Raw genomic sequence first — 14,543 nt, forward strand, 5'->3', positions numbered from 1 at the left:
CGACCGGAAATCGAGGGGACTGGCACGCGGATGTCGAACGACGAAAAGGTACTCGAGTACCTCAAGAAGCTCACCGCCGATCTGCGCCAGACGCGTCAGCGTCTCCAGGACGTCGAGGCCAAGAGCCGCGAGCCGATCGCGATCGTCGGTATGAGCTGCCGTTTCCCGGGTGGGGTGAGCTCCCCGGAGGACCTGTGGCGCCTCACGGAGTCGGCGGTGGACGCGGTCTCCGGTTTCCCCACCGACCGAGGCTGGGACCTGGACGGCCTGTACGACCCCGACCCGGATCGCGCGGGCCGGTCGTACGCCCGCGAGGGCGCGTTCATCCCCGATGCCGGCCACTTCGACGCCGGCCTCTTCGGGATCTCGCCGCGTGAGGCGCTGGCGATGGATCCGCAGCAGCGGCTGCTGCTGGAGGCATCGTGGGAGGCCCTGGAGCGGGCGGGTATCCCGACCGATTCCCTGAAGGGCAGCCGGACCGGGGTGTTCGCCGGGCTGATGTCCTCCGACTATGTCTCGCGGCTGTCCGCGGTCCCGGACGAGCTCGAGGGGTACGTCGGAATCGGAAGCGCGGCGAGCGTCGCCTCCGGCCGCGTGTCGTACACGCTGGGGCTTGAGGGCCCGGCGGTCACGGTGGATACGGCGTGTTCGTCGTCGTTGGTGGCGTTGCATCTGGCGGTGCAGGCGTTGCGGTCGGGTGAGTGCTCGCTGGCGCTTGCGGGCGGTGTCACGGTGATGGCGACACCCGGCACCTTCGTCCAGTTCTCCCGTCAGCGGGGGCTGGCTATGGACGGTCGGTGCAAGGCGTTCGCGGCGGGGGCGGACGGCACCGGCTGGGGCGAGGGCGTCGGCATGCTGGTGGTGGAGCGGTTGTCCGATGCGGAGCGGCTTGGGCATCGGGTGTTGGCGGTGGTGCGTGGTAGTGCGGTGAATCAGGATGGTGCGTCGAATGGTTTGACGGCGCCGAATGGTCCGTCGCAGCAGCGGGTGATCCGTCAGGCGTTGGCGAATGCCCGTTTGTCGGCGGTGGATGTGGATGCGGTGGAGGCGCATGGCACGGGTACGGCGCTGGGTGATCCGATTGAGGCGCAGGCCCTGTTGGCCACGTACGGTCAGGGTCGGGATGTGGGTCGGCCGTTGTGGTTGGGGTCGGTGAAGTCGAATATTGGTCATACGCAGGCGGCTGCGGGTGTGGCTGGTGTGATCAAGATGGTGATGGCGATGCGGCATGGGGTGTTGCCGCGAACGCTGCACGTGGATGAGCCGTCGCCGCACGTGGATTGGTCGTCCGGTGCTGTCGAGTTGTTGACGGGGCAGGTGGCGTGGCCGGAGGTGGATCGGCCGCGTCGGGCGGGTGTGTCGGCGTTCGGGGTGAGTGGGACCAATGCCCATGTGATTGTGGAGCAGGCGCCCGCGGTGACGGAGGAGCCGCAGGTCGAACGTGTGGAGCTGCCTGCTGTGCCGTGGGTGGTGTCGGGTGCGGGTGAGGCGGCGGTGCGGGCGCAGGTGGAGCGGTTGCGGGAGTTTGTGGCGGGTGATCCTGGGCTGGATCCGGTGGATGTGGGGTGGTCGTTGGCGACTGCGCGTGCTGGGTTGTCGCATCGTGCGGTGGTGGTGGGTGCGGATCGTGAGGAGTTGTTGGGGGCTTTGGAGGGTGCTCCGGTGGTGGGTGTTCCGGTGGCGGGTGGGTTGGGTGTGTTGTTTGCGGGTCAGGGGTCGCAGCGGTTGGGGATGGGGCGTGGGTTGTATGAGGCGTATCCGGTGTTTGCTGCGGTGTGGGATGAGGTGTGTGGGGAGCTGGATCGGTATCTGGATAGGCCGTTGGGTGAGGTGGTGTGGGGTGATGATGCCGAGTTGATCGGGGAGACGGCGTATACGCAGGCAGGGTTGTTTGCGCTTGAGGTGGCGCTGTTTGCGTTGGTGTCCTCGTGGGGTGTGAAGCCGGATTATCTGCTGGGTCATTCCATTGGTGAGTTGGCTGCGGCGTATGTGGCGGGTGTGTGGTCGTTGGAGGACGCGGCGAGGGTGGTGGCGGCGCGGGGTCGTTTGATACAGGCGTTGCCGTCGGGTGGGGCGATGGTGGCGGTGGCGGCGTCGGAGGATGAGGTGCGGCCGCTGCTGACCGAGGGTGTGGTGGTTGCGGCGGTGAATGGTCCTGAGGCGGTGGTGCTGTCGGGTGATGAGGATGCGGTTCAGGCGGTGGTGGATGTGCTGGCTGGGCGTGGGGTGCGGACGCGGCGGTTGCGGGTGAGTCATGCGTTCCATTCGGCTCGTATGGACGGCATGCTCGCGGAGTTCGGTGAGGTGCTTCGGGGTGTGGAGTTCCGCGCCCCGGAAATGCCGGTGGTGTCGAATGTGTCGGGTGTGGTGGCGGGCGAGGAGTTGTGTTCGCCGGGGTACTGGGTGCGGCATGTGCGGGAGACGGTCCGGTTTGCTGACGGGCTGGAGACGTTGCGTGGGCTGGGGGTTGGTTCGTTCCTGGAGGTGGGGCCGGACGGGACGTTGACCGCGCTGGCCGATGGCGACGGTGTGTCGGTGCTGCGCCGGGACTGTCCGGAACCGACTGCGGTGATGGCGGCTTTGGGCGGGCTGTACGTCCGAGGTGTGGAGGTGGACTGGGATGCGGTGTTCCCGGGTGCTCGGCGGGTTGATTTGCCGACGTATGCCTTCCAACGTGAGCGGTTCTGGTTGGAGTCGTCCCCTGAGCGGTCTGCGACGAGCGCGGTGGACGCGGCGTTCTGGGACGCGGTCGAGCGTGGCGATGCGGAGGCCCTTGGGGTTGATGCTGAGCAGTCGTTGAGTGCCGCGTTGCCCGCATTGGCGTCGTGGCGACGGGCGCGGCAGGAAGAATCGGTCATCGACGCATGGCGGTATCGGCTGACCTGGGCCCCGGTCGCGGGTCTCTCCTCGCAGCTCTCTGGTGTGTGGTTGGTGGTGGTCGAGCCGGATGAGGCGGAGACGGGCGTTGTCGCCGCGCTGCGGGGCGCCGGCGCCGAGGTGCGTGTCGTAACGATCGATGAGCTGGACGCGGGCCCGGTGGCGGGTGTGGTGTCGTTGTTGTCGGTCGAGGCGACGGTGGCGTTGGTGCAGGCTCTCGGGGCGGCCGGGGTTGATGCGCCGTTGTGGTGTGTGACGCGGGGTGCGGTTTCCGTGGTGGACGGGGATGTGGTGGATCCGTATGCGTCGGCCGTCTGGGGTCTGGGCCGTGTGATCGGGCTGGAGCATCCGGACCGTTGGGGCGGGCTGATCGACCTGCCCACCGCATGGGGTGAGCGAACCTCCGGTCTGTTGTGCTCGGTGCTTTCCGGCGCCACGGGTGAGGACCACACAGCGATCCGTGGCGACGAGGTGTTGGGCTGTCGTCTGAGGCGTGCGACGACGTCGGGCCCGCGGCCGTCCACTGCCTGGGAAGCGTCGGGGGCCGCGCTGATCACCGGTGGAACGGGTGCCTTGGGGAGCCACGTCGCCCGATGGCTCGCGGATACCGGTGTTGAAGAGATCGTGTTGACGAGCCGACGAGGCGCGGACGCTCCCGGAGCACGGGAACTGGTCGCCGAACTGTCGGCCACGGGCGTATCGGCCCGCGTCGTGGCGTGTGATGTGGCCGATCGGGACGCGGTTGCGGAGCTGATCGAGACCATTCCGGACCTCCGCGTGGTCGTCCACGCCGCGGGGGTACCGAGCTGGGGTGCGTTGAGCGCACTTACCGCACAGGGCCTTCAGGACGGGATGCGGGCGAAGGTCGCGGGAGCCATCCACCTGGATGAGCTGACGCGCGATAGGTCCTTGGATGCCTTTGTGTTGTTCTCGTCGGTGGCGGGGGTGTGGGGGAGCGGTCATCAGTCGGCGTATGCGGCGGCGAACGCGTTTTTGGATGGGTTGGCGTGGCGGCGTCGTGGTGTTGGGTTGGTGGCGACGTCGGTGGCGTGGGGGATGTGGGGTGGGGGTGGTATGGCTGTTGGGGGTGAGGAGTTTCTGGTTGAGCGTGGTGTGTCGGGGATGGCTCCGGGGTCGGCGGTTGTGGCGTTGGGGCGGGCGTTGGGTGAGGGTGAGACGGCGCTTGTGGTGGCGGATGTGGACTGGGAGCGGTTCGGGTCGAGGTTCACCGCGTTGCGCCCGAGCCCACTGCTGAGCGAGCTGATCCCCGACGCCGCCGGCTCGGGGGCTCCGCTGGGTGACTTCGCGACCCGTTTCCGGACCATGTCCGAGGGCGAGCGCATGCGCGCGGCCGTCGAGCTGGTGCGTGTTTCGGCCGCGGCCGTACTGGGGCATCAGGGCCCGGAGGCCATCGATCCGGGCAGGACGTTCCAGGAGATCGGCTTCGACTCGCTGACCGCGGTGGAACTGTGCAACCGGATCGCCACGGCCACCGGTATCCGACCGCCGGCCACGATGATCTTCGACTATCCGACTCCTGTGGGCCTCGCCGAATATCTGAGCGTGGAACTGCTCGGTTCGCCGCAGGACAGTGTGCCGCCGTTGCAGGCGGCCGCGCCGGACGACGGTGATCCCATTGTCATCGTCGGCATGAGCTGCCGCTTCCCCGGGAACGTCGAGTCTCCCGAGGACCTGTGGCGGCTGATCGACTCCGACGGCGACGCCATAACGGCCTTTCCGACGGACCGTGGATGGGACCTGACCAGCCTCTTCGACACGGCTGTGGGGGAGTCGGGGACGTCGTATGCGCGTGTCGGCGGGTTCGTCCACGGCGCGGGCGAGTTCGATCCGGGCTTCTTCGGTATCTCGCCGCGTGAGGCGACCGCGATGGATCCGCAGCAGCGGCTGCTGCTGCACGCGGCGTGGGAGGCGTTCGAGCGGGCCGGTATCCCGGCCGCCTCGGTCAGGGGCAGCCGTACTGGAGTGTTCGTCGGAGCCTCGCCGCAGGGCTATGGCGCCGCCGAAGCGTCGGAAGGTTATTTCCTCACCGGCAGTTCGGGCAGTGTCATTTCGGGTCGGGTGTCGTACACGCTGGGGCTTGAGGGCCCGGCGGTCACGGTGGATACGGCGTGTTCGTCGTCGTTGGTGGCGTTGCATCTGGCGGTGCAGGCGTTGCGGTCGGGTGAGTGCTCGCTGGCGCTTGCGGGCGGTGTCACGGTGATGGCCACCCCCACGGCCTTCGTGGAGTTCTCGCGTCAGCGTGGGCTGGCCGCCGATGGCCGCTGCAAGTCCTTTGCCGCCGGTGCGGATGGGACGGGTTGGTCGGAGGGTGTCGGGCTGCTGCTGCTGGAGCGGTTGTCGGATGCTGAGCGGCTTGGGCATCGGGTGTTGGCGGTGGTGCGGGGTTCGGCGGTGAATCAGGATGGTGCGTCGAATGGTTTGACGGCGCCGAATGGTCCGTCGCAACAGCGGGTGATCCGACAGGCGTTGGCGAGCGCGGGTCTTGTGGCGTCGGATGTGGATGCGGTGGAGGCGCATGGTACGGGTACGGCGCTGGGTGATCCGATTGAGGCGCAGGCCCTGTTGGCCACGTACGGTCAGGACCGGGACGCGGATCAGCCGTTGTGGTTGGGGTCCCTGAAGTCGAACATCGGTCATACGCAGGCGGCTGCGGGTGTGGCTGGTGTGATCAAGATGGTGATGGCGATGCGGCATGGGGTGTTGCCGCGAACGCTGCACATCGATGAGCCGTCGCCGCATGTGGACTGGTCGTCCGGGGCGGTCGAGCTGCTGAGCGAGAGGGCTGCTTGGCCGGAGATGGGCAGGCCGCGTCGGGCAGGCGTGTCGTCGTTCGGGGTGAGTGGGACGAACGCGCATGTGGTGTTGGAGCAGGCGCCTGGAGTGGTGGAGGAGTCTCGGGGCAAGGGTGTTGCGTTGCCTGCTGTGCCGTGGGTGGTGTCGGGTGCGGGTGAGGCGGCGGTGCGGGCGCAGGCGGAGCAGTTGCGGGCGTTTGTGGCGGGTGATCCTGGGCTGGATCCGGTTGATGTGGGCTGGTCTTTGGCGGCCACTCGCTCTGCGTTGTCGCATCGTGCGGTGGTGGTGGGTGCGGATCGTGAGGAGTTGCTGGGTGGGTTGGGTTCGGTGGTGGTGGGTGTGCCGGTGGCGGGCGGGTTGGGTGTGTTGTTTGCGGGTCAGGGGTCGCAGCGGTTGGGGATGGGTCGTGGGTTGTATGAGGCGTATCCGGTGTTTGCTGTGGCGTGGGATGAGGTGTGCGCTCAGCTGGACCAGCATCTGGATCGGTCGGTGGGTGAGGTGGTGTGGGGTGATGATGCCGGGTTGATCGGGGAGACGGCGTATACGCAGGCGGGGTTGTTCGCGCTTGAGGTGTCGCTGTATCGGCTGATCACCTCGTGGGGTGTGAAGCCGGACTATCTGCTGGGTCATTCGATTGGTGAGTTGGCTGCGGCGTATGTGGCAGGTGTGTGGTCGTTGGAGGACGCCGCCCGGGTGGTGGCTGCTCGGGGTCGTTTGATGCAGGGGTTGCCGTTGGGTGGGGCGATGGTTGCGGTGGCGGCGTCGGAGGATGAGGTGCGGCCGCTGCTGACCGATCGGGTGGCGGTTGCGGCGGTGAACGGTCCCGAGTCGGTGGTGGTCTCGGGTGATGAGGATGCGGTTCAGGCGGTTGTGGATGTGTTGGCTGGGCGTGGGGTGCGGACGCGGCGGTTGCGGGTGAGTCATGCGTTTCATTCGGCTCGTATGGACGGCATGCTCGCGGAGTTCGGCGAGGTGCTGAACGGCGTTGAGTTCCGCGTTCCGAGCGTGCCCGTTGTATCGAACGTGTCCGGTGTGGTGGCGGGTGAAGAGCTCTGTTCGCCGGAATATTGGGTGCGGCATGTGCGGGAGACGGTCCGGTTCGCCGATGGGCTGGACACCCTCCGCGAGCTGGGGGTGGGTTCCTTCCTGGAGCTGGGGCCGGACGGGACGTTGACCGCGCTGGCCGATGGCGATGGTGTGTCGATGCTGCGGCCCGGTCGTTCCGACCCCACTGCGGCCATGACGGCTCTGGGGGAGCTCCATGTGCGGGGTGTGGAGGTGGACTGGGATGCGGTGTTCCCGGGTGCTCGGCGGGTTGATTTGCCGACGTATGCCTTCCAGCGTGAGCGGTTCTGGTTGGAGTCGTCCCCTGAGCGGTCTGCGACGAGCGCGGTGGACGCGGCGTTCTGGGATGCGGTCGAGCGTGGGGATCTCGGTTCGTTCGGCATCGATGCCGAACAGCCGCTCAGCGCCGCACTGCCCGCCCTCTCGTCCTGGCGCCGCCGTCACCAGGAGAGGTCACTGGTCGAGTCCTGGCGGTATCGCCTCGACTGGTCCCCGATCGGGGCCGCTTCTGAGCAGCCGAGTTTGCGCGGCACGTGGCTGGTGGTGGGCGAGGGCGGAGACGACGTGGTCGCCGTGCTGCGGGCTGCGGGGGCCGATGCGCGAGTTGTGACGACGGCGGAGCTGGGCGAGGTCGCGGCTGCGGGTGTGGTGTCGTTGTTGCCGGTCGAGGCGACGGTGTCACTGGTGCAGGCCCTGGGGACGGCCGGGATCGATGCGCCGTTGTGGTGTGTGACTCGGGGTGCGGTGTCGGTGGTCGATGGGGATGTGGTGGATCCGGGGCAGTCGGGGGTGTGGGGTCTTGGTCGGGTGATCGGTTTGGAGCATCCGGAGCGGTGGGGTGGTCTGATCGATGCGCCGGTGGTGGTGGATGAGGAGGCGGGGGTTTGGTTGTGCCGGGTGTTGGGTGGGGGTACGGGGGAGGATCAGGTCGCCATTCGTAGTGGTGGGGCTTGGGGTGCTCGGCTGGTGCGGGTGTCGGGGTCTGGGTCGGGGTCGGGGTCGAGGTTGGGGTCGGGTGGGTCGGGTGTGTGGCGGGGTCGGGGGACGGCGTTGGTGACGGGTGGTACGGGTGCGTTGGGTGGTCATGTGGCGCGGTGGCTGGCGGGTTCGGGTGTGGAGGAGGTTGTGCTGGTGAGTCGTCGGGGGATGGCTGCGTCTGGTGCGTTGGAGCTGGTGGGGGAGTTGGAGGGGTTGGGTGCGCGGGTGCGGGTGGTGGCGTGTGATGTGGCGGATCGGGGTGCGGTGGCGGAGTTGGTGGGGTCGATTGAGGGGTTGCGGGTGGTGGTGCATGCGGCGGGTGTGCTGGATGACGGTGTGCTGGAGTCGCTGACGTCTGAGCGGGTTCGTGAGGTGATGCGGGTCAAGGCGGAGGGCGCGCGGCATCTTGATGAGTTGACGCGGGGTCGGGAGCTGGACGCGTTTGTGTTGTTCTCGTCGGCTGCGGGGACTGTGGGTAATGCGGGTCAGGGGAGTTACGCGGCGGCCAATGCGGTGTTGGATGGGTTGGCTTGGCGGCGTCGGGCGGAGGGGTTGGTGGCCACGTCGGTGGCCTGGGGAGCCTGGGCCGACAGCGGCATGGGAGCCGGGCACGCACGGGCCATGGCACCACGGCTGGCGCTGGCAGCGCTTCAGCGAGCGTTGGACGACGACGAGACCGCACTGATGATCGCGGACATCGACTGGGAGCACTTCGGCTCCCGGTTCACCGCCGTACGGCCCAGTCCGCTGTTTGGTGAATTGCTGGGTGGAGCGGCCCATTCCGCGCCCGCGGCGGGCGAGTTCGTCGACCGGCTACGGGCCCTTCCCCCGGCCGAGCGGGAACGGACGCTCCTTGAACTCGTACGTGGCCAGGTGGCCGTCGTTCTGGGACACGCCACCCCGGCGGCGATCGACACCGCAGCGACATTCCAGTCAGCCGGTTTCGACTCCCTGACCGCGATCGAATTCCGCAATCGGCTCATGGCGGCCACCGGAGTGCGGACACCTGCCTCGGTCGTCTTCGACTACCCCACTCCGGAACTTCTCGCCGGCCACCTGCGGGAGCAACTGCTCGGGGCGGGGTCGGCAGCGTTCTCGCCGACGGTCGCCACGGCTCCGGTGGATGACGACCCGATTGCGATCATCGGCATGAGCTGCCGATTCCCTGGTGGCGTCGACTCGCCCGAGGAGCTGTGGCGGCTCCTGGAGTCGGGGACGGATGCCATTTCCGCCTTTCCACAGGACCGCGGCTGGGACCTCGTCGGCGGAGCCGATGGCGCGTCGGTCCGGGCGGGTGGCTTCCTCTACACGGCGGCCGAGTTCGATCCCGCGTTCTTCGGGATCTCGCCGCGCGAGGCGATCGCGATGGATCCGCAGCAGCGGCTGTTGCTGGAGGCGTCGTGGGAGGTCTTCGAGCGGGCCGGGATCGCCGCGGACGCGTTGCGCGGCAGCCCCACCGGAGTGTTCGTCGGCACCAACGGCCAGGATTACGCCGCCCTCGTCGGTAACGCGCCACAGCGTGCGGACGGCCATCTGGCCACCGGCAGTGCGGCGAGCGTGGCGTCCGGCCGACTGTCCTACACCTTCGGGCTCGAGGGCCCGGCCATCACCGTGGACACCGCGTGTTCGTCGTCGTTGGTGGCCATGCACCTGGCCGCGCAGGCGCTGCGCTCGGGCGAATGCCGTATGGCCCTTGCGGGCGGCGCCACGGTAATGGCCACGCCCACCGCGTTCGCCGAGTTCTCCCGGCAAGGCGCGTTGGCCGCTGATGGCCGGTGCAAGGCGTTCGCGGCGGGCGCGGACGGCACCGGCTGGGGCGAAGGCGTAGGCGTTCTGCTGTTGGAGCGGCTGTCCGACGCGGAGCGGAACGGCCACCGGGCGTTGGCGGTGATGCGTGGCTCCGCCGTCAACCAGGACGGTGCGTCGAATGGCTTGACGGCGCCGAATGGTCCGTCGCAGCAGCGGGTGATCCGGCAGGCGCTGGCGAACGCGCGGCTGTCCACGGTGGACGTGGACGCGGTGGAGGCGCACGGTACGGGTACGACGCTGGGCGACCCCATCGAGGCGCAGGCTCTGCTGGCCACCTACGGCCAGGACCGGGATCCGGATCGGCCGCTGCTGCTGGGCTCCGTGAAGTCCAACATCGGCCATACGCAGGCCGCGGCCGGTGTGGCTGGTGTGATCAAGATGGTGATGGCGATGCGCCACGGTGTGCTGCCGCAGAGCCTGCACATCGATGAGCCCACTCCCCACGTGGACTGGACGGCCGGACGGATCGCACTGCTCACCGAACCGTCCCCCTGGCCACGGACGGGAGCGCCGCGACGCGCCGCGGTCTCCTCGTTCGGTGTGAGTGGCACCAACGCGCATGTGATCCTCGAACAGGCATGTGCGCTGGCCGACCCCGAGGAGACCGACACGGCGCGAACGCCCGAACCGCCAGCTGTTCCGTGGATACTTTCGGCTCGGAGCGAGGCGGGGCTACGGGCGCATGCCCTCAGGATTCGGTCCTTCGTGAACGCCGATGCTGATCTGCGTCCGGTCGATGTCGGCTGGTCGCTGGCATCGGCTCGCTCGGTGTTGTCACACCGTGCGGTGGTCGTGGGTGCTGACCGCGAGGAGCTCCTCCGTGAGCTGGAGGCCGTGGCCAGTGGCAGTGCCACGGTCGGCGAGGCCCGCATGCGTTCCGGGGTGGTGTTCGTCTTCCCGGGGCAGGGGTCGCAGTGGGCCGGAATGGCCTTGGAACTGCTGGAGCATTCGCCGGTGTTCGCGGAGCGGATGCGTGAATGTGCCGATGTGCTGGCCCCGTTCGTCGAGTGGTCGTTGTTCGATGTGCTGGGCGATGAGGTTGCGCTCGGCCGGGTTGATGTGGTGCAGCCGGTGCTGTGGGCGGTGATGGTGTCCCTGGCTGAGCTGTGGCGTTCGTTTGGTGTGGTGCCGTCGGCGGTGGTGGGGCATTCGCAGGGTGAGATTGCTGCGGCGTGTGTGGCGGGTGCGTTGACTTTGGAGGATGGGGCTCGTGTGGTGGCCTTGCGGAGCAGGGCGTTGCTGGCTCTGTCGGGTCGGGGTGGGATGGTGTCGGTTCCGGTGCCCGCCGATCGGCTGCGGGGTCGTGCGGGGTTGTCGGTGGCGGCGGTGAATGGTCCGGTGTCGACGGTGGTGTCCGGGGCGGTTGAGGTGCTGGAGGCGGTGCTCGCGGAGTTCCCGGAAGCCAAACGGATCCCGGTGGATTACGCCTCGCATTCGGCGCAGGTGGAGGGGATCCGGGAGGAGCTGGCGGAGGCGTTGGCGCCGGTCCGGCCGCGTACGGGTGTGGTGCCGTTCTTTTCGACGGTGACCGGTCGGCTGATGGACACTGTGGGGTTGGACGCGGAGTACTGGTATCGGAATCTGCGTGAGACGGTGGAGTTCCAGAGCACCGTCGAAGCACTGATCGACCAGGGCCATACGGTGTTCGTCGAGGCCAGCCCGCATCCGGTACTGACCGTCGGCATCCAGGACACCGCCGACACCACCGACACCGCCACCGACATCCTCGTCACCGGATCGCTGCGCCGCGACGACGGCGGTCCGGCGCGCTTCCTCACCGCGCTGGCCGAGCTGTCCGTACGAGGGGTGGCGACGGACTGGCGGCAGGCGTTCGAAGGGACTGGCGCCCGGCATGTCGACTTGCCGACCTACCCCTTCCAGCGGGAGCGCTTCTGGGTCGAGCCCACCGCCCCGGACATGGCCCGGGACGCTGGCGTGCCCGCTTCGGACGGCGAGTTCTGGGCGGCCGTCGAGCGTGAAGACACCGCATCGCTGGCAACCACCTTGCAGGTCGACGGCGCGTCGCTGGATGGCTTGCTGCCCGCCTTGTCGGCCTGGCGCCGCCGACGGCACGAGTGGTCCGCACTGGAGGCCGTCCGGTACCAGGTCAACTGGAAGCCGCTCGTCGATGACCGACCCGCGGCGTTGTCAGGCGCTTGGCTGGTCGTGGTTTCCCAGGCCGACGCCGACCATGAGTGGGTCTCCGGCGTAAGCGAGACGCTCGCCGAGTACGGGGCAGAGCCAGTGGTGTGCCCGGTGGACGAGCGACACCTGGATCGTGCCGTGCTGGCCGACCGGCTGACGAACATAACCGGTACGAGCAGCACGACGAGCGCGGCGAGCATCAGCGGCGTGGTGTCGCTGGTCGCTCTGGACCAGCGGCCGCACCCCGACTACGCCTCCGTGCCCATCGGCTTCGCGATGACGGTCCTGCTGACTCAGGCGTTGGGCGACATGGGAGTAGAGGCCCCGCTGTGGAGCCTGACCCAACGCGCCGTGTCCACCGGGCCCGCTGACACCCTCCTCGCGTCCGCATCGGCGCAGGCACTGGTGTGGGGCGTCGGCCGAGTGATCGCACTCGAGCAGCCCCTGCGCTGGGGTGGTCTCATCGACCTGCCGACCGAGGTGAACACGAGGGCACGGGAACAGCTGGCAAGGGTCCTGTCAGGCGTTTCGGGCGAGGACCAGGTCGCGATCCGGACGGTGGGGGCCTTCGGGCGCAGGCTCGTCCATGCCCCCGCGTTGCGTACCGACCTGCCGTCCTGGCAGCCGAGCGGGACCGTACTGGTCACCGGAGGCACCGGAGCGCTGGGCGGTCATATCGCGCGGTGGCTGGCGCATCAGGGCGCGGAGCACCTCGTGCTGACCAGCCGGCGCGGTATGGCGGCGCCCGGGGCGTCCGCACTCGTGGCGGACCTGGAGGCGGCCGGAGCGGCGGTGACGGTGGCCGTGTGCGACGTGGCCGAGCGCGCCCAACTGGCCGAACTGGTGGCGGATGTCGGCCCGCTGACGGCTGTTGTGCACACGGCCGCCCTGCTGGACGACGCGACGGTCGAGTCCCTGACCACCGAGCAACTGCACCGGGTGCTCCGCGTCAAGGTCGACGGTGCGACGCATCTGCACGAGTTGACCCGTGACATGGAACTGTCCGCGTTCGTGCTCTTCTCCTCCTTGTCCGGGACGGTCGGCACACCGGGGCAGGGCAACTACGCACCGGGCAACGCCTTCCTCGACGCGCTGGCCGAGTACCGCAGGGCCCAGGGCCTGGTGGCGACATCGGTGGCCTGGGGCCTGTGGGCCGGTGGCGGGATGGGAGAGGGCGAGGCCGGCGAGGTGGCGCGGCGACATGGTGTTCCCGCACTGTCGCCGGAGCTGGCGGTGGCCGCTCTGCGTACGGCCGTCGAACAGGGCGACGCGGTGGTCACGGTTGCCGACATCGAGTGGGAACGCCATTACGCCGCCTTCACCGCGACGCGCCCCAGCCCCTTGCTCGCCGACCTCCCAGAGATACGGCGACTCGTTGACGCGGGGGCCGCATCGGTCGTCGAGGAGACGGACCTGGACCGATCCGGACTCAGCGGGCGCCTGGCAGGGCTCGACGTGGCCGAACAGCGGCGACTGCTGCTCGATTTGGTGCGCCGGAATGTCGCGATGGTGCTCGGGCACACCGACCCGGAAGCCGTGTCGTCCCACCGTGCCTTCCAGGAGCTCGGTTTCGACTCCGTGACGGCGGTCGAGTTCCGCAACCGGCTGGGTGCCGCGACCGGTCTGCGGCTCCCGGCCACTGCCGTATTCGACTACCCGACCCCGCTGGCCCTGGCGGAGTACGCGCGGTCGGAACTGCTGGGGACGGTCGGGGAGCCCCTTCGCGCCGAGCCGAGCGGCTCCTCCGTGGCCGACGATCCGATCGTGATCGTAGGAATGAGCTGTCGCTTCCCCGGCGGGGTGAGCTCGCCGGAGGACCTGTGGGACTTCCTCACCGAGGGCGGGGACGCGATGTCGGCGTTCCCCGAGGACCGTGGCTGGGATCTGGCCGGGCTCTTCCACAGCGACCCCGGTCACCCGGGTACCTCGTACACCCGGACAGGTGGCTTCCTCCATGACGCGACCGCGTTCGACGCCGACTTCTTCGGCATCTCGCCACGTGAAGCGGTGGCCATGGACCCGCAGCAGCGGCTGCTGCTGGAGGCGTCATGGGAGGCGTTCGAGCGGGCGGGGATCGATCCTCGGTCGCTGCGGGGCAGCGAGACCGGGGTGTTCGCCGGCACCAATGGTCAGGACTACGTCAGCCTTCTGGGCGGAGATCAGCCGCAGGAGTTCGAGGGACATGTCGGAACGGGCAACTCGGCATCGGTGATGTCCGGCCGGATCGCCTACGTCCTGGGCCTTGAGGGCCCGGCGCTGACGGTGGATACGGCGTGTTCGTCGTCGTTGGTGGCGTTGCATCTGGCGGTGCAGGCGTTGCGGTCGGGTGAGTGCTCGCTGGCGCTTGCGGGCGGTGTGACGGTGATGGCGACACCGGGTCTGTTCGTGGAGTTCTCCCGCCAGCGCGGCCTGGCCGCCGATGGTCGGTGCAAGGCGTTTGCGGGGGCGGCTGATGGCACCGGTTTCTCCGAGGGCGTGGGGATGCTGGTGGTGGAGCGGTTGTCGGATGCGGAGCGGCTTGGGCATCGGGTGTTGGCGGTGGTGCGGGGTTCGGCGGTGAATCAGGATGGTGCGTCGAATGGTTTGACGGCGCCGAATGGTCCGTCGCAGCAGCGGGTGATCCGGCAGGCGTTGGCGAGCGCGGGGTTGTCGGCGGTGGATGTGGATGCGGTGGAGGCGCATGGTACGGGTACGGCGTTGGGTGATCCGATTGAGGCGCAGGCGCTGCTGGCCACGTACGGTCAGGGTCGGGATGTGGGTCGGCCGTTGTGGTTGGGGTCGGTGAAGTCGAATATTGGTCATACGCAGGCTGCGGCGGGTGTGGCTGGTGTGATCAAGATGGTGATGGCGATGCG

General features: G+C 68.7%; 1 protein-coding gene (cut by a window edge). It reads left to right on the forward strand.

Annotation, left to right across the window (positions count from 1 at the left end):
- Positions 1-30 precede the first annotated feature (30 nt).
- Positions 31-14,543 carry the 5' portion of a type I polyketide synthase gene (locus KHP12_RS51935; protein WP_246648896.1) on the forward strand. 1,567 nt of this gene lie beyond the right edge of the window, so only the first 14,513 of its 16,080 coding nucleotides appear in the window; its start codon is at positions 31-33; its stop codon lies off the right edge, out of view.

This window comes from Streptomyces asiaticus, from assembly GCF_018138715.1.
Taxonomy (GTDB): Bacteria; Actinomycetota; Actinomycetes; order Streptomycetales; family Streptomycetaceae; genus Streptomyces; species Streptomyces asiaticus.